The organism is Methylobacterium sp. WSM2598 (assembly GCF_000379105.1).
Lineage (GTDB): Bacteria > Pseudomonadota > Alphaproteobacteria > Rhizobiales > Beijerinckiaceae > Methylobacterium.
In genome coordinates this window covers 1,401,595-1,416,423 of the sequence record NZ_KB900609.1, presented here as the reverse complement: position 1 = coordinate 1,416,423, position 14,829 = coordinate 1,401,595, and the positions used below count along the sequence as shown (strand labels likewise).

Below are 14,829 nucleotides of genomic sequence, written 5' to 3'. Positions count from 1 at the left end.
TCAGGGTTAAGGTTTGGTTGAGGCCGCCGGCCTCAGCCGGCCGCCCGGAGGGCCGCGGGCGCCGCTTCGGGCGCCGGCGAGGCCCCGGCGGAGCGCGCCGGCGGCGCGGCGGGGAACGGCGCGCGGCCCGTCACGGACTCCTGCAGCGACCGGCGCACGGCGTCCTGCGCGAGCGCGGTGGCGGCCTTGCGGTCGCTGCCGGTGGCGAAGGCGACCGGCTCGGCCCAGACCACCTCGACGTCGATCGGCCCGCGTTCCAGGAACAGCGCGAGGTGCGGCGCGAGGTCCATGTCGCCGTACCACGCGATCTCCGGCCGCTCCCGCCGGGTGAGCGGCAGGCCGTGGCGCGCCGTGTAGGCGATGCAGAGGGGCTGCAGCCGCACTTGGTCGAGGCCGCCCTCGGTCAGGGCCGCCCGCGCCGCCCCGACCAGCGAGGTGCGGAAGGGCAGGAGGCGGTTGCCGTCGCCGGTCGTGCCCTCGGCGAACAGCACCACCGTCTCCCCGGCCGAGAGCCGGCGGCTGAGCTCGGTGTTGACCACCGCCGTGTGGCGCTTGCGGGCGCGGTCGATGAAGACCGTGCGCTGCATCCGCGCCATGAAGCCGATCACCGGCCAGCCGGCGATCTCGGACTTGGCCACGAAGGAGAGCGGCCGCAGGGCGCCGAGGACCAGGATGTCGAGCCAGGAGATGTGGTTGGCGAGCACCAGGGTCGCCTCGCCCGGGGCGGGCGGCGTGCCGGAGACCCGCACCCGCACCTGGAACAGGGCGAGGAACAGGCGGTGCAGGAGGAGGGGCGCGAGCCCCGCCGCCCGCCCGCCCCGCCGCAGGGCGAGGAGGTGCGGGCCGATCAGCAGCAGGAAGGCGCCCGCGTAGACGACGAGGCGCAGCCCCGTCTTCGCGTGGCGGGCGACGCGGGCCGGGGCGATCACGCGAGGCTCGCCCGCATGGTCACGGCCGCGGCCCGGCTTCCGTCCGGGCGGGTGTAGTATGCGGCGCGGCGGCCGGTCTCGACGAAGCCGAGGCGGCGATACAGGGCGAGCGCCGCCGCGTTGCCGTCGTCGACCTCCAGGTGGACGACGCGCACCCCCGCATCGGCGAGGGCCCGCAGGTGCGCGGCGAGCAGGGTGCGGCCGAGCCCCGCGCCCCGGGAGGCGGGGCCGATCACGACCGTGAGGATCTCGGCCTCGTCGAGGACGATCCGCGACAGCGCGAAGCCCGCGAGCCGCCCGCCCTGCATGAGCCCGTGGGCGACGTGCCCGCGCTCGCAGAGCATCTGCTCGAATTCGTGGACCTCCCAGGGCCGCGCGAAGCCGGTGGCGTGAAGGGCGGCGAGGTCGGGGGCGTGCTCGGCGGAGACGAGCGGCGCCACGTGGGGCGGAGGCGGCGGGGAGAGGAAGGGGATCCGCATCGGCCTAGAGGCTGTGATGGAGCGCGGACGGGCGTGGCGTCGCGTCGGCGACGTCCGGCCCGCCGGGAGGCCCGCTTCCGGCTGCTCTCGGCCCCTGCCCGGCGCTCAACCCGGGCCCGCACAACACCTGTCTGCGCTCCATCACAGCCTCTCAGCATCATTCCGCCGGCCGGGACCGGCCGGTGCCGAAGCGGTCACCGCTTCGGCGGCGAAAATCGATGCGAAACCAAGAGACCAAGCGGAAGTGCCCCTTGCAAGTCTGCCTAGAGCATTTTCCGACGAAGTGGATGCCGGTTCGTCGCGGAAAATGCGGCAAGATCTAGAGCGGCACCCGGTTGCAACGTGATCGGGTGCCGCTCTAGCGCCGAGGCAGGCGGGCGTGGTCCTGGGGCTGCGCGTCCGGCCCGCGGAGATAGAGGGGGCGCGGCAGCGCGTGCTCCGGATCGGCGACGAGGCCGAGCGAGGCGACCCAGGCGATCTCCGGGGCGATGTGCCCCTCCGGCACGACCGCCCGGCCGCCCGCCGCGTTGGCGGCCGCCGCGAGGGCGGGCGCCGCCGAGCCGGCGAGCGCCGCCGGGCCGACCAGGTGCTGCGCCGCCTCGGCGGCCGGGATCAGGGCCGGCGGCACCACGATGCCGCCGTCCGGGCTCAGGGCCTGGAAGTAGACCTGGCCGTGGCGGGCGTCGATCGCGGCGGCGAGGAGGTAGCCCTGGCCGAGGAAATCCTCGGGCGAGGCGAGGAGCGGCGCCAGCAGGGCCGAGAGCGTGGTGACGCCGACCACCGGCACCCCGCAGGCGAGGCCCACCGCCCGCGCCGCCGCGAGCCCGACGCGCAGGCCCGTATAGCTGCCCGGGCCGACCGTGACGGCGACCCGGTCGAGGCTCGCGAAGCCGCCCTCGACCCGGGCCACCACCCGCTCGACCAGGGGCAGCAGCGCCTCGGCATGGCCGCGCAGCAGCGCGAGGCTCTCCTGCGCCAGGGGCTCGGCCTCCTCGTCCGAGGAGATGCAGGCCGCGCAGGTTTCGAGCGCCGTGTCGATGGCCAGGATACGCAAGGATCGCCGACTCCGCTGCCGGGCGGGGCCCTTCCGCCGCCCGACGTTGCGCGCACACTCTACCTCATGCGCCCGGCCCCGTCAGCGCGAAGCGTGGCCGCTGTGGACAGGGCCTCAGACGGCCTGGACCTCCCGCACCTCGGGCAGGAAGTGCCGGAACAGGTTCTGCACGCCCTGGCGCAGGGTGGCGGTGGAGGACGGGCAGCCCGAGCAGGCGCCCTTCATCTCCAGGTAGACGACGCCCTCCCGGTAGCCCCGGAAGGTGATGTCGCCGCCGTCGCCCGCCACCGCCGGGCGCACCCGGGTCTCGAGCAGGTCCTTGATGGTCGCGACCGTGTCGGCATCCGCCTCGGCGAAGAACTCCTCGGCGGGGGCCGCGGGCGCGGCGCCGGCGTCGAGCACGGGCGCTCCCGACAGGAAATGCTCCATGATGGCGCCGAGCACGGCCGGCTTCACCTGCGGCCATTCCGAACCGTCCTCGGCCTTGGTGACCGAGATGAAGTCGTGGCCGAAATAGACGCCGGCCACGCCCGGCACCGCGAAGAGGGCGCGGGCGAGGGGCGAGGGCGCCGCCTGGTCGGGGGAGCGCGCCTCGAAGGTGCCGTCCGTGAGCACGACCTTCCCGGGCAGGAACTTCAGGGTGGCGGGGTTCGGCGTCGCTTCGGTCTGGATGAACATGCGGGTTCCTCGGGTTCTCAGCGCCGGTTCAAGGCCGGCCGGGAACGGCGCGTGGCGCCACGGCTGATGTGGACCCGGGCGGCGAAAACCGCAACGCCGAAGGGGCCTCAGCCGGCGAGCGCGGTGATCTCGGCCTCGGTCAGCGCCCCCGGCACGATCACCACGGGCACCGGGAAGGATCCGGCGGCCCGGCCGGCGATGCTCGCCACGAGCGGCCCCGGCCCGTCCGTGCCGGTCGCCGCGGCGAGGACCAGGAAACCGATATCCTCGTCCTCGCGGATCAGGCGCAGGATCTCGTCGGCGCGCTCGCCCGTGCGCACGAGGCATTCCGGATCGACCCCGGCGGCGTGGCGTGCGCCGGCCGCGAGGGCGTCGAGGCGCTCCCGGATCTCGGCCTCGGCCTCTTCCCGCATCGCGTCCCCGACGCCGAGCCACTCGAAACTCTCGGGCGGCTCGGCCACCGCCAGCATCACCACCCGGGCATTGAGCCGCGCGGCCCGCCGCACGGCGAAGTGCAGCGCGCGGTCGCATTCGGGCGTCCCGTCGACGAGGACCAGGAACTTGAGCCGGTGACCCGGCTCGAAGGACCGGCGCCGCTTGATCTCGGCCATGATGGGACGCGCTCCGCCGCCCGGATGCTGCCGTCCCGCGGCCCGGGCCGCAAGGCCGCCTCACCCATCGACAAGGCCCGTGCCATCCTGTAGAGAGCCGGCCAACTCACAACAGGACGCCGAAATCCTGCGTCGGACCGCATCCCGCGGCGAGGCGTGACGGCAGGAGCTTGACCCATGAACATCATCCAGCAGCTTGAGCAGGAAGAGATCGCCAAGCTCAACAAGACCATTCCGGACTTCGAGCCGGGCGACACGGTCATCGTCAACGTCAAGGTGAAGGAAGGCGAGCGCACCCGCGTGCAGGCCTACGAGGGCGTCTGCATCGGCCGGTCCGGCTCGGGCCTCAACGAGAACTTCACCGTCCGCAAGATCTCGTACGGCGAGGGCGTCGAGCGCGTCTTCCCGATCTACTCGCCGATGATCGACTCGATCAAGGTGACCCGCCGCGGCAAGGTGCGTCGCGCCAAGCTCTACTACCTGCGCGACCGGCGCGGGAAGTCCGCCCGCATCGCCGAGCGGGCCGAGCGCGGCGGCGACAAGGGCAAGGCCGCGCCGGCCGCCGCCGAGTGAGCGCCCCGCGCCGCTGACGACCAGGACCCCTCCCCTCCCGGGCGAGGGGTTTTTCGTGTCGGGAGCGCGCCCGAGACCCGCCTCATGCCACATCCGCTTGATCCCTTCGGGATGGCGGATGGGGGCTTCGCTCAGGCGCCGCGCGGGCTCCTGATCCGCTTGATCCCTTCGGGATGGCGGATGGGGACCTCGCTCACGCGCCGCGCGGGCGCGGGCTCCTGATCCGCTTGGATCGACCGGATCCCGGATCAGGCCCGCACCAGCCCCTCGCGCGCCGCGAAGGTCCAGAGCTTGTTGCCGGAGAAGTTCCAGAACACCACCAGCCCCGTGGTGACGACCTGCGCGGGCAGGTAGGTCAGGCCGGCCCAGCGGATGAGCAGCGCCATCAGGACCCAGGTCAGGACGAGGCCGCACCCCGCCACGACCACGAAGCGCCACAGCGCTTCCCCGTGCGGCCGGTCGCTCGCGTAAGTGTGGCGGCGGTTGAGCGTGTAGGACACGAACCCGCCCGCCACGTAGCCGAGGATCGCCGCCGGCACCGGGTCGACCCGGCCGAGTTCGACCAGCAGCACCAGAAGGCCGTAATGCACCGCGAGGGCGCCGAAGCCGATCGTCACGTAGGTGGTGAATTGCCGCGCCAGCGCCACGAGCGGGTGCTGGCGCAGGCGCGCCAGCGCCGTGCGAAGATCCTGATCCGTGCCCACGCGGTCCATCCGTCGCGACGCCCGTCGCCCTGCCCTCCTATCTAGCGCGGATCACTGAACCGAAGATGACCCGGGCACGCGCTGCATGCGGCCCGCGAGCTTGCGGGCGAGCCGGCGCGGCAGCAGGCGCAGGAGCGCCACCGTCGCGCGGTTGCCGGCCCCCGGCACCACCACGGCATCCCCGCGCAGGTAGGCCTCCACCGCGAGGCGGGCGACCGCCTCGGCCGCCATGCCGGGCCCGTTGAAGCGCTTCGTGCCCTCGACATCGGCCCGGGCCGGGAACTCGGTGTCGGTCACGCCCGGGCAGACGGCCGTGACGGTGACGCCGAAGGGCCGCGCCTCCTCGTGGAGCGCCTCCGACAGGGAGAGCAGGTAGGCCTTGCTGGCGTAGTAGGCGGCCATCTTCGGCCCCGCCACGTAGGCCCCCACCGAGGCGACGTTGAGGATGCCGCCCCGGCGGCGCGCGATCAGCCCGGGCAGCACGCCGCGCGCCAGCGCGGTCGGCGCCGCCACGTTGACGGCCAGCATCGCCGAGAGATCCTCGGCCGGCAGGGTGGCGAAGCGCCCGCGCAGGCCGAACCCCGCATTGTTGACGAGGCCGTGCAGGACGATGCCGCGCGCCTCGACGGCCGCGAGCAGCTGCGCGGGCGCCTCCGGCCGGGCGAGGTCGGCCGGGATCACCGCGACGGGCACGCGTCCGGCGAGGTCCGCGGCGAGGGCCCGCAGCCGCTCCTCCCGGCGGGCCGTGAGGACGAGGGCGTGGCCCCGGCCCGCGAAGGCGCGCGCCAGGGCGGCGCCGATGCCGCTCGACGCCCCCGTGACCAGGGTCCAGTCGGGCGCCCCGCTCAAGCCTGATGCGCGCGGACCCGCCGCGGCCTTTCATTCTTCCGCCAGCGCGTGTTACACGCGCCCGAGATCCATCCCCCCGCGCCCGGCCTGCCCAGCCCGCCTCCGCGCCCGAGCGGTGCGACGCGGACGAGGCCGGACGCGCGCTGCGAGAGTCCGACGCGTCCGATGCCCAAGCGCACCGATATCTCCTCCATCCTCATCATCGGCGCGGGTCCGATCGTCATCGGGCAGGCTTGCGAGTTCGATTATTCGGGCACGCAGGCCTGCAAGGCGCTGCGTCAGGAAGGCTACCGGATCATCCTGGTCAATTCCAACCCGGCCACGATCATGACCGATCCGGAGCTGGCGGACGCGACCTACGTCGAGCCGATCACGCCCGAGATCGTCGCCAAGATCATCGCCAAGGAGCGCCCCGACGCGCTGCTGCCGACCATGGGCGGGCAGACCGCGCTGAACTGCGCCCTCTCGCTCAAGCGCATGGGCGTGCTCGACGAGTTCGGCGTGCAGATGATCGGCGCCACCGCGGAGGCGATCGACAAGGCCGAGGACCGGCACCTCTTCCGCGACGCGATGACGAAGATCGGCCTGGAGACGCCGCGCTCGGCGCTGGCCAACGCCTCGGCGGCCAAGAAGGCCGACCGCGAGAAGTACCTCGCCGAGGTCGCCCGGATCGAGGCGGCGACTCCCGATCCGGAGGCGCGCAGGGCCGCCCTCGCGGCCTTCGAGAAGAAGTGGGCCGCCGGCGAGGCGGACCGGCGCAAGCGCTACGGCGAGCACGCCCTCGGCCAGGCGCTGATCGCGCTCGCCGAGATCGGCCTGCCGGCGATCATTCGCCCCTCCTTCACCCTCGGCGGCACGGGCGGCGGCATCGCCTACAACCGCGAGGAATTTCTCGACATCGTCGAGCGCGGCATCGACGCCTCGCCGACCAACGAGGTGCTGATCGAGGAATCGGTGCTCGGCTGGAAGGAGTACGAGATGGAGGTGGTCCGCGACAGGGCGGACAACTGCATCATCGTCTGCTCGATCGAGAACATCGACCCGATGGGCGTGCACACGGGCGATTCGATCACCGTCGCCCCGGCGCTGACGCTCACCGACAAGGAATACCAGGTGATGCGCGACGCCTCGCTGGCGGTCCTGCGCGAGATCGGCGTCGAGACCGGCGGCTCGAACGTGCAATTCGCCATCGACCCGGAGACGGGCCGCATGGTGGTGATCGAGATGAACCCGCGCGTCTCGCGCTCCTCGGCCCTGGCCTCGAAGGCGACCGGCTTCCCGATCGCCAAGGTCGCGGCGAAGCTCGCGGTCGGCTACACGCTCGACGAGATCGCCAACGACATCACGGGCGGGGCGACGCCGGCCTCCTTCGAGCCGACGATCGACTACGTCGTCACCAAGATCCCCCGCTTCGCCTTCGAGAAGTTCCCGGGCGCCGAGCCGACCCTGACGACCTCGATGAAGTCGGTGGGCGAGGCGATGGCGATCGGGCGCTGCTTCGCCGAGTCGCTGCAGAAGGCCCTGCGCTCCCTCGAGACCGGGCTCACCGGCCTCGACGACGTCGAGATCGAGGGGCTCGGCAAGGGCGACGACCGCAACGCCATCAAGGCGGCCCTCGGCACGCCGACCCCGGACCGGCTGCTCAAGGTGGCCCAGGCCCTGCGGCTCGGCGTCAGCCACGCCGACGTGCACGCCTCCTGCCGGATCGACCCCTGGTTCCTGGAGCAGCTCCAGGCGATCATCGACCTTGAGACCAAGGTGAAGCGGTTCGGCCTGCCGCGCAGCCCGGGCGCCTTCCGGCAGCTCAAGGCGGCGGGCTTCTCGGACGCGCGGCTCGCGGTGCTGGCCGGCACCGACGAGGCGAGCGTGCGCGCCGCCCGCCGGGCCCTGGCGGTGCGCCCGGTCTTCAAGCGCATCGACACCTGCGCGGCCGAGTTCGCCTCGCCCACCGCCTACATGTACTCGACCTACGTGGCGCCCTTCGCCGGCACCGTCGCGGACGAGGCCCAGCCCTCCGGCGCCCGCAAGGTGATCATCCTGGGCGGCGGCCCCAACCGCATCGGCCAGGGCATCGAGTTCGACTATTGCTGCTGCCACGCCTGCTTCGCGCTGAGCGAGGCCGGCTTCGAGACGATCATGGTCAACTGCAACCCGGAGACGGTGTCGACCGACTACGACACGTCGGACCGGCTCTACTTCGAGCCGCTGACCGCCGAGGATGTGCTGGAGATCGTCGAGACCGAGCGGCAGGCCGGCACCCTGCACGGGGTCATCGTGCAGTTCGGCGGCCAGACGCCGCTCAAGCTCGCCCGCGCCCTGGAGGAGGCGGGGGTGCCGATCCTCGGCACCTCGCCCGACGCGATCGACCTCGCGGAGGACCGCGACCAGTTCAAGCGGCTCCTCGACAAGCTCCACCTCAAGCAGCCGAAGAACGGCATCGCCTTCTCGGTCGAGCAGAGCCGGCTCGTCGCGGCCGATCTCGGCCTGCCCTTCGTGGTGCGGCCCTCCTACGTGCTCGGCGGGCGGGCCATGGCGATCATCCGGGACGAGACGCAGTTCGCCGACTACCTCCTCGACACGCTGCCGAGCCTGATCCCCTCGGACGTCAAGGCCCGCTACCCGAACGACAAGACCGGGCAGATCAACACGGTGCTGGGCAAGAACCCGCTCCTGTTCGACCGCTACCTGACCGACGCGACCGAGGTCGACGTCGACGCGGTGGCGGACGGCGCGGACGTCTTCATCGCCGGCATCATGGAGCACATCGAGGAGGCGGGCATCCACTCGGGCGATTCCGCCTGCACGCTGCCGCCGCGCTCGCTCTCGCCGGAGACGATCGCGGAACTGGAGCGCCAGACCCGCGACCTCGCGCTCGCCCTCAAGGTCGGCGGGCTGATGAACGTGCAGTACGCGATCAAGGACGGCACGATCTACGTGCTGGAGGTGAACCCGCGCGCCTCGCGCACGGTGCCCTTCGTCGCCAAGGTGATCGGCGAGCCGATCGCCAAGATCGCCGCCCACGTGATGGCCGGCGAGCCTCTGGCGCAGTTCGGGCTCGAGCCCAAGACCCTGCCGCATATCGGCGTGAAGGAGGCGGTCTTCCCCTTCGCGCGCTTCCCCGGGGTCGACGTGCTGCTCGGCCCGGAGATGCGCTCGACCGGCGAGGTGATCGGCCTCGACCGCAGCTTCGGCGTCGCCTTCGCCAAGAGCCAGCTCGGCTCCGGCACCCAGGTGCCGCGGGCCGGCACGGTCTTCGTCTCGGTGCGGGACGCCGACAAGGCCCGCATCCTGCCGGCGGTGCGCATGCTGGCCGAGATCGGCTTCGCGATCCTGGCCACCGGGGGCACGCAGCGCTTCCTGGCCGAGAACGGGGTCGCGGCCACCCGCATCAACAAGGTGCTGGAGGGACGCCCCCACGTCGTCGACGCGATCAAGAACGGCGAGATCCACCTCGTCTTCAACACGACCGAGGGGGCGGGCGCCCTCTCCGACTCGCGCTCGCTGCGCCGGGCGGCCCTCTTGCATAAAGTGCCGTACTACACCACTCTCGCGGGCGCGATGGCGGCCGCGGAAGGGATCAGGGCCTATCTCGGCGATGACCTCGAAGTGCGCGCCCTGCAGGAATACTTCGCGGCCTGACGCGCGGCCGTTGCGGCGCGGTCCGCGCGCCTAATCCTCGCCTTGCGCGAGACGGTGAGACCAGGCCCGGTGGAGCGTGTGATCACGTTTTGCCGGGCCGATTGCTATGGTGTGAGACGAGCACGATGGACAAGGTTCCGATCACGATCCGGGGGTACGCGGCGCTGGAGGAGGAGCTCAAGCACCGCCAGCAGGTGGAGCGCCCGCGGATCATCCAGGCGATCGCCGAGGCCCGGGCGCTCGGCGATCTCTCGGAGAATGCCGAGTATCACGCCGCCAAGGAGGCGCAGTCCCTCAACGAGGGCCGCGTGCTCGAACTGGAGAGCCTGATCTCCCGGGCGGAGATCATCGACGTCTCGAAGCTCTCGGGCACGAAGGTGAAGTTCGGCGCCACGGTCCAGCTCATCGACGAGGACACCGAGGAGGAGAAGACCTACCAGATCGTCGGCGAGCCGGAGGCGGACGTGCGCTCGGGCCGCGTCTCGATCACCTCGCCGGTGGCGCGCGCGCTGATCGGCAAGGGCGTCGGCGACACGGTCGAGGTGACGACCCCCGGCGGCGGCAAGTCCTACGAGATCGTCGGCATCCGGTACGTCGGCTGAGCGCGCCGCGCCCCGCCCGCGTCGGGCCGAGGGGTGCTGCGCGTCGGCGGGAGGCGGGGCATGCGTCCATGGATCACGGCCCTGGCGGTCGCGCTCGCCGCCCCGGCGGCGGCGGCGCCCCTCGACGGGGGGACCCGGTTCTCGGCGGTGCGGGTCGATGTCGAGACGTTGCGGGCGCGCGGGCTCGGCGGCTTCGCCGACGCGGTGGCGCGCGACCTGCAGGGCGCGCTCGCCCGCAGCCTCGCGGACCGGCTCGGCGGTCCGGGGCCGGTCCTGGTCGTGCGGGTCTCGGGCGTGTCCCTGACCGCCTTCGCGGGCGGCGGCGGGCGCCGCGCCGGGCGCGCCACCGACACCGACTACCTCGACGGCGAGGCCCTGGTAGTGGGGCGCGGCGGCGAGGTGCTGGCGCGCCATCCCCAGCTCTCGGCAGTGCCGGCGAGTTCGGGCGGCGCGTGGTACGACCCGGATTCCGAGCGGCGCCGGGTCACGGCGCTCGCCGAGCACTACGCGTGGTGGCTCAGGCGGGGGCTCGGGCTGGAGTGAGGGCGGGACCGGCCGGGAGGCGCCGCCCCGCCCGGGTCGCTCAGAGCGCGAGCAGCTCCCGCACCTCGGCCGGCCAGCCCGCGAGGTCGAGCCCGTGCGTGGCGAACAGGGCCACCGCGAGCCGGTCGATGCCGAAGGCGACGCAGCCCGTGTGGGCCGGCTCGCCGGACGCGTCGCGCAGGTTCCAGGTCGTCCCGAAATGCTCGCGGTGGTAGTTGAAGCTCATGCAGGCCGTCGCCGGCCCGTCGCCGCGCAGCGGCACCAGCAGCTCGAATTTCAGCGCCTGTTCCAGCTGGTTGAGGGCCATCAGCTGGCCGACGCGGCCGAAGAACGGGTCGCTCGCCTGCGCCACCTCGTAGGTCAGGCCGAGCCGGTCGGCCAGGGCCGTCGCCTTGTCGAGCCAGCGCTGGCGGAAGGCCTGGATCTGCTCCGGCGTGCCCACGCAGACGTATTCCCGCATCCGGAAGGATTGCAGCCGGTCGAGGTCCTTGGACGGCTCGCGGCGGAAGCAGTCGCAGGCGACGTCGAAGCGGTAGCCCTCCGCCGGCACCGCCCCGCGGGCCGCCGCGATCGGGTAGACCGGGTAGCAGGCCGCCGGCGTCAGCACGAGGTCGGCGGAGTCGAGCGCCTCGGTCCAGTCGCCGCCGGCGTAGTGCCGGTCGACGGCGCCGCGGATCTCCGCCTCGCTGCCCTCCAGGCAGGAGACGCAGCCGAGCAGGTTCGGGAAGCTCTTGAGGTAGCCGTGGGTCTCGATCTGGCGCCGGCTCATCACCGGCGGGAAGCGGAAGACCTCCGTCCCCTCCTCCCGCTGGCGCGAGACCAGGGCCTGCAGGGCCTCCGCCACCGCCTCGTAGCGGCCGGTGCGGGCATAGACCCCGTCCGCGCCCATCGGGCGGAACAGCCCGTCGAACAGCCGGTCGAGGGCATCCACCGCCGGCGGGGCCGGCTTCTTCCAACGCATGTTCATGGCGTCACCGCGCGTGTCGAATCGGGTCGGGGGGCGGGGGTCAGTCCCGGAGCGAGGCCGGAACCGTCGAGAGCAGGGCCGTCGCCGCGAGATTCGCGGTGATGCGGTCGTTGTGGATCATGATCGGCGCCGACAGGATGTCGCGCAGCGCCCGGCCGATGCTGAACGGCCCGTCCTGGCGGTAGCCCGCGAGGCCGCAGGCCCGCATGGCGCTCGACACCGCCGCGAGCGCGAGTTCCGAGGTGTCGACCTTCAGCATCGTGATGGCGGTCTGGAAATCGAGGCTGCCGAGGCTGCCGGCCTCGCCGGCGGCCGCGTAGCGGGCGATGCCCTCGGTGATCAGGGCGCGCAGGCTGCGCAGCGAGGCCGCCGCCCGGCCGTAATGCGCCGCCCCCGGCGGCATCTGCCCGCCGGCCCCGCGGGCCGCCTGGCGCGTGAAGGCCTGCGCCCGCTCCACTGCCCCGGCGGCGATGCCGGCCCAGGCGCTCGACCACAGGATGTGCGAGACCGGCGTCATCGACTCGGCGTGGATGCGCGCGTAGGGCACCGCCAGGATCTGGTCCGCCCCCCCGCGCGCCCGCAGCCGGAAGCCGATGCTGCTGGTGCCGCGCATGCCGAGCGTCTCCCAGCCGCTCAGGCGCTCCAGGGTGTAATCCTCCTTCAGGAAGACCGCGAGCACCTGGTCGGAGGCGGCCGCGTCCGGGGCGCGCCGGGCCGTGGTCACGATCCCGTCCGCCTCGGCCCCGTAGGAGATCACGGTCGCGGCCCGGTCGAGGGTGACCGCGTCCCCGTCCCGCTCGATGGCGGCGGCGCTGGAGCGGACGTTGCCGCCGCCCTGCCCCTCGGTGGTCGAGGAGGCGAGGAGCAGCTGCTCGGCGCAGAGGCGGCGCAGCAGCCCCTCCTGCCAGGGCTGGCCGCGCCCGTGATCGACGATGCAGGCGACCTTGGTCAGGTGCATCGCGTAGATCATCGCCGTCGAGGCGCAGGCGCGGCCGAGCGCGTAGCAGACATCCGCGGCCGCCGCGAGGCTCGCGCCCTCGCCGCCCAGCTCCCGCGGCACGGTCAGCCCCAGCAGCCGCTGCTGCTTGGCCGCCGCCATCGCCTCGGCCGGGTAGCGGGCGTCGCGGTCCACCGCCTCCGCGTGGGCGGCGGCGATGCCCGCCACCACGAGGGCGCGCAGGCCCGGCTCGACCGAGGCGGCCGCCTCCGCCGCGGAGGCGGCCGCCTGCGCGGCGAGCGCGCCGCCGGCCGGGATGCTCTGGATGGTCATGCACAACCCCTCTGGTTCGATGCTGCGGGCGCCGCGTCCGCTCTCCCGGCGGATCGCCGCGCCTCTCCTCTGCGGCAGGACAAGTACCGGCGAAAACCTAAGACATCCTGAGCGCCGAGCACGAGATCACGCCGCCCACTTGGCCTGCGAACGGAAATGCAAAGATCATTAAGTCTAATTTTGCGGAAATCCTTGGACCGCCATCCGACGGGAATGCGTGCACCAAGTCGTAAGGCGGGTGCCGCATCCTGGCGCCCGATACCGCTCAGCGCACCGGAGGATCGTCGATGACCGCATTCCCGCCGACCGACATCGCGGCCCGCACGGCCGGCCTCGTCCAGGGCATCCTGGCCCAGAAGGGCATCGAGAGCCGGCCCGCGCCCGACACCTTCCTGACCGAGGCGGGTCTCACCTCCCTCGACCTCGTCAACCTGATGCTGGCGATCGAGGCCGAATTCGACATCACGATCCCGGCGAGCCATCTCAACCCGGCGAGCTTCCGCACCCTCGCCTCGATCAGCGAGATGGTGCGCGCCGTCGGGGCCGGGTCGGTGGCGGCCTGAGGCGAAGCGGGTCGGCGCGCCGCTCGGGCCGGCCTCCGGGACCCGCCCCCACCCGCCCACTCGCCGCACCTGGCTCATTCCGACCCCTCCGCGCAGGGTGCCCCGGGAACCCGTCCCGCTCCGGTCCGGCCGGCCGCGCCGGCTGTCCCGCGATGGCGCGAAACGGCTGCCGCGGCAGCGCCTGTCGCCGCTACCCTGCAAGTGTGGGCCCACCCGCAAGGGCGGGCCCCCCCGGACCGGCCCGTTGCGCCGCGGCGGCGCCCGCGGCGCCGCGCGGCCGGACCCGGAGCGTGGGCGGTCCCGAAATGGACCAGTTTCCTTTCCGGCGGGACGGCCGGCGACCGGTTTTCGTTCCTAACCCTACGGAATGAGTGCCGGAACACGACATTTTCCGGCATCCCGACTTGGTTTCCAATTTGCTGCGATCGGGGCACGGGGAGCCGGCGAGGCTCCCGGAAGGGTCGCCCCGATGCCCGCTTCCTCGATGCCCAGTCCGTTTTCCGCGCCGCTCGGAGCCGCTCCGCGGCGGCCCGGCGGCGGTCGCCGAGCGCGGGGAACCGGGATGCGCGTCGACCTCCTCGGCCTCTCCGTGGACCTCCTCGGGCGCGACGAGACCCTGGCGCGGGCCCTCGCCGCCATGGCGGGCGAGGCGCCGCCGCTGCGCCACGCGGCCCTCGACGTCGCGACCCTGGTGGCGGCGCGCCGCGACGCGGTGCTCGCCCGCGACCTGCGGGAGAGCGACCTCGTGAGCGTGGCCGGGAGCGGGATCGCCCTCGCGCTCTGGCTCGCCGGCCGCGGCGCGCGCCCGCGCGTGGCGGGGATCGACCTGTTCGACGGGGTCCTGGAGGGCTGCGAGCGGCGCGGCCTGCGGCCCTTCCTGCTGGGGGAGGCGCCGGACGTCGTCGCGGACGCGGCCCGCGCCCTGCGGCGGCGCCACCCGCGCCTGCGCCTCGCGGGCCGCCACCACGGCCATTTCCGCCCCGACCAGGAACCGGAGATCTGCCGCCGGATCGCGGCGAGCGGCGCGGACGGACTCGTCCTGTCGCTGCCCGCCGGCCTGCGCCACGGCTTCCTGCGCCGCAACCGGGAGCGCCTCGCCGTGCCGCTCGTGCTGAGCGCGGAGGGGGCCTTCGCGCTCACCGCCGGGCGGATGCACCGGGCGCCCCCCCTCGTCCGGCGCGTCGGGGCCGAATGGGCCTACCGGGCGGCCCAGGATCCGCGCCGGCTCGCCGGGCGGGCGCTGCGCAGCAACGCCGCCTTCGCCGGGCTCCTGCTCGCGGCGCTCCTGCGCCGCGTCGCCGATCCCCGCCTCCCGGCGGGGTCGGGCCTGCGGGCCTGAAGCCCGCCCCCGCCCCTTCCCGTGACCCG

The 14,829-nt window shown here is 73.4% G+C and carries 15 protein-coding genes; 6 read left to right on the top strand and 9 right to left on the bottom strand.

Annotated features, from left to right (window positions below; all coding sequences use genetic code 11):
• Positions 1–32: 32 nt before the first annotated feature.
• The 5 genes from MET2598_RS0106680 to MET2598_RS0106660 all read right to left on the bottom strand — a co-directional run bounded on the left by MET2598_RS0106680 (position 33) and on the right by MET2598_RS0106660 (position 3,751).
• The gene (locus MET2598_RS0106680; protein ID WP_012333180.1) at positions 33–929 is read right to left on the bottom strand and encodes a lysophospholipid acyltransferase family protein; all 897 of its coding nucleotides are present in this window, start codon (positions 927–929) and stop codon (positions 33–35) included.
• Positions 926–1,408 (bottom strand): ribosomal protein S18-alanine N-acetyltransferase, encoded by a 483-nt coding sequence (gene rimI / locus MET2598_RS0106675; protein ID WP_026190561.1) that lies wholly within the window; start codon positions 1,406–1,408, stop codon positions 926–928. The genes MET2598_RS0106680 and rimI overlap by 4 nt, the downstream gene beginning before the upstream one ends.
• Before the next feature lie 358 nt (positions 1,409–1,766).
• Positions 1,767–2,462, bottom strand: a complete 696-nt coding sequence (gene tsaB / locus MET2598_RS0106670) for a tRNA (adenosine(37)-N6)-threonylcarbamoyltransferase complex dimerization subunit type 1 TsaB (protein ID WP_012333182.1) — start codon at positions 2,460–2,462, stop codon at positions 1,767–1,769.
• Positions 2,463–2,576: 114 nt separating this feature from the next.
• A complete protein-coding gene (locus MET2598_RS0106665) occupies positions 2,577–3,140 on the bottom strand; it encodes a NifU family protein (protein WP_012333183.1) in 564 nt (187 codons plus the stop codon).
• A gap of 107 nt (positions 3,141–3,247) precedes the next feature.
• A complete protein-coding gene (locus MET2598_RS0106660; RefSeq protein ID WP_012333184.1) occupies positions 3,248–3,751 on the bottom strand; it encodes a universal stress protein in 504 nt (167 codons plus the stop codon).
• Positions 3,752–3,928: 177 nt separating this feature from the next.
• Between MET2598_RS0106660 and rplS the strand changes: the two genes are divergently transcribed.
• Positions 3,929–4,324, top strand: coding sequence for a 50S ribosomal protein L19 (gene rplS / locus MET2598_RS0106655; protein WP_018260302.1), 396 nt, complete (start codon positions 3,929–3,931; stop codon positions 4,322–4,324).
• A gap of 248 nt (positions 4,325–4,572) precedes the next feature.
• On the opposite strand, the gene MET2598_RS0106645 is transcribed toward rplS, so the two are convergent.
• Entirely contained in the window at positions 4,573–5,037 is a 465-nt protein-coding gene (locus MET2598_RS0106645; protein ID WP_018260300.1) for a GtrA family protein, read from the bottom strand.
• 42 nt (positions 5,038–5,079) lie between these two features.
• Positions 5,080–5,877, bottom strand: coding sequence for an SDR family NAD(P)-dependent oxidoreductase (locus tag MET2598_RS0106640; protein ID WP_018260299.1), 798 nt, complete (start codon positions 5,875–5,877; stop codon positions 5,080–5,082).
• Positions 5,878–6,042: 165 nt separating this feature from the next.
• Between MET2598_RS0106640 and carB the strand changes: the two genes are divergently transcribed.
• The 3 genes from carB (at position 6,043) to MET2598_RS0106625 (ending at position 10,661) form a co-directional block, all read left to right on the top strand.
• Positions 6,043–9,516 carry a carbamoyl-phosphate synthase large subunit gene (gene carB, locus MET2598_RS0106635; RefSeq protein WP_018260298.1) on the top strand — a complete coding sequence of 1,158 codons (3,474 nt, stop codon included), beginning with the start codon at positions 6,043–6,045 and terminating at the stop codon, positions 9,514–9,516.
• Between the two features lie 125 nt (positions 9,517–9,641).
• On the top strand, positions 9,642–10,118 hold the full coding sequence (gene greA, locus MET2598_RS0106630) for a transcription elongation factor GreA (protein ID WP_012333189.1): 477 nt from the start codon (positions 9,642–9,644) through the stop codon (positions 10,116–10,118).
• A gap of 60 nt (positions 10,119–10,178) precedes the next feature.
• Complete coding sequence (locus MET2598_RS0106625) at positions 10,179–10,661, top strand: hypothetical protein (protein WP_012333190.1); 483 nt, start codon at positions 10,179–10,181, stop codon at positions 10,659–10,661.
• A 40-nt stretch (positions 10,662–10,701) separates the two neighbouring features.
• Here MET2598_RS0106625 and MET2598_RS0106620 read toward each other — a convergent pair whose 3' ends face one another.
• Together MET2598_RS0106620 and MET2598_RS0106615 are read right to left on the bottom strand one after the other, a co-directional pair.
• Complete coding sequence (locus MET2598_RS0106620; RefSeq protein WP_012333191.1) at positions 10,702–11,628, bottom strand: amino acid--[acyl-carrier-protein] ligase; 927 nt, start codon at positions 11,626–11,628, stop codon at positions 10,702–10,704.
• Positions 11,629–11,668: 40 nt separating this feature from the next.
• The gene (locus MET2598_RS0106615; protein ID WP_018260297.1) at positions 11,669–12,898 is read right to left on the bottom strand and encodes an acyl-CoA dehydrogenase family protein; all 1,230 of its coding nucleotides are present in this window, start codon (positions 12,896–12,898) and stop codon (positions 11,669–11,671) included.
• Positions 12,899–13,185: 287 nt separating this feature from the next.
• On the opposite strand from MET2598_RS0106615, the gene MET2598_RS0106610 reads away from it, so the two are divergent.
• A complete protein-coding gene (locus tag MET2598_RS0106610; protein WP_012333193.1) occupies positions 13,186–13,461 on the top strand; it encodes a phosphopantetheine-binding protein in 276 nt (91 codons plus the stop codon).
• A 562-nt stretch (positions 13,462–14,023) separates the two neighbouring features.
• Positions 14,024–14,800: a WecB/TagA/CpsF family glycosyltransferase gene (locus MET2598_RS0106605; RefSeq protein WP_018260296.1), complete on the top strand. Its 777-nt coding sequence runs from the start codon at positions 14,024–14,026 to the stop codon at positions 14,798–14,800.
• Positions 14,801–14,829: the final 29 nt, after the last annotated feature.

Coding starts and splice junctions, on each gene's coding strand:
- rimI (WP_026190561.1), bottom strand. CDS start 1,408: ATGCGGATCCCCTTCCTCTCCCCGCCGCCTCCGCCCCACGTGGCGCCG.
- MET2598_RS0106665 (WP_012333183.1), bottom strand. CDS start 3,140: ATGTTCATCCAGACCGAAGCGACGCCGAACCCCGCCACCCTGAAGTTC.
- MET2598_RS0106660 (WP_012333184.1), bottom strand. CDS start 3,751: ATGGCCGAGATCAAGCGGCGCCGGTCCTTCGAGCCGGGTCACCGGCTC.
- rplS (WP_018260302.1), top strand. CDS start 3,929: ATGAACATCATCCAGCAGCTTGAGCAGGAAGAGATCGCCAAGCTCAAC.
- MET2598_RS0106645 (WP_018260300.1), bottom strand. CDS start 5,037: ATGGACCGCGTGGGCACGGATCAGGATCTTCGCACGGCGCTGGCGCGC.
- carB (WP_018260298.1), top strand. CDS start 6,043: ATGCCCAAGCGCACCGATATCTCCTCCATCCTCATCATCGGCGCGGGT.
- greA (WP_012333189.1), top strand. CDS start 9,642: ATGGACAAGGTTCCGATCACGATCCGGGGGTACGCGGCGCTGGAGGAG.
- MET2598_RS0106625 (WP_012333190.1), top strand. CDS start 10,179: ATGCGTCCATGGATCACGGCCCTGGCGGTCGCGCTCGCCGCCCCGGCG.
- MET2598_RS0106620 (WP_012333191.1), bottom strand. CDS start 11,628: ATGAACATGCGTTGGAAGAAGCCGGCCCCGCCGGCGGTGGATGCCCTC.
- MET2598_RS0106615 (WP_018260297.1), bottom strand. CDS start 12,898: ATGACCATCCAGAGCATCCCGGCCGGCGGCGCGCTCGCCGCGCAGGCG.
- MET2598_RS0106610 (WP_012333193.1), top strand. CDS start 13,186: ATGACCGCATTCCCGCCGACCGACATCGCGGCCCGCACGGCCGGCCTC.
- MET2598_RS0106605 (WP_018260296.1), top strand. CDS start 14,024: ATGCGCGTCGACCTCCTCGGCCTCTCCGTGGACCTCCTCGGGCGCGAC.